At 67.1% G+C, this 304-nt stretch carries 1 protein-coding gene; it reads left to right on the top strand.

The window, feature by feature from the left end; translation table 11 throughout:
- Nucleotides 1–197: 197 nt before the first annotated feature.
- Nucleotides 198–304 (top strand): hypothetical protein (locus tag E5162_RS15240; protein WP_206751145.1); only part of this gene is annotated, 107 nt, incomplete at its 3' end.

The raw sequence follows: 304 nt of genomic DNA, 5'->3' as shown, positions 1-304 counted from the left end.
AACCCCTACGACCAGTGGGGCGTCGAGCTGGGCAAGCAGCTTGCACGCGATATTGCGATCGGCGATGTCAGCGTTCTCGACCCCGCCACCCGCGATCTGATCGCCCGTCTCGGCCTGTCACCGCGCCGGGATTGATGCTACCAGCGCGACAGGCCTCGCCCAGGCTGTTCGCGCCCTGCCGCCCAGGCAAACCCGACATGACCTCCAAGCTCGACCTCGCCACTCTCAAGCCGATGGCCAAGGCGATCCGCGCCCTGTCCATGGACGCGGTTCAACGCGCCAATTCCGGTCACCCCGGCATGCC

It is taken from the genome of Marinicauda pacifica (assembly GCF_004793635.1).
Classification (GTDB): domain Bacteria; phylum Pseudomonadota; class Alphaproteobacteria; order Caulobacterales; family Maricaulaceae; genus Marinicauda; species Marinicauda pacifica.
This window is presented reverse-complemented; position numbering and strand designations above follow the sequence as displayed.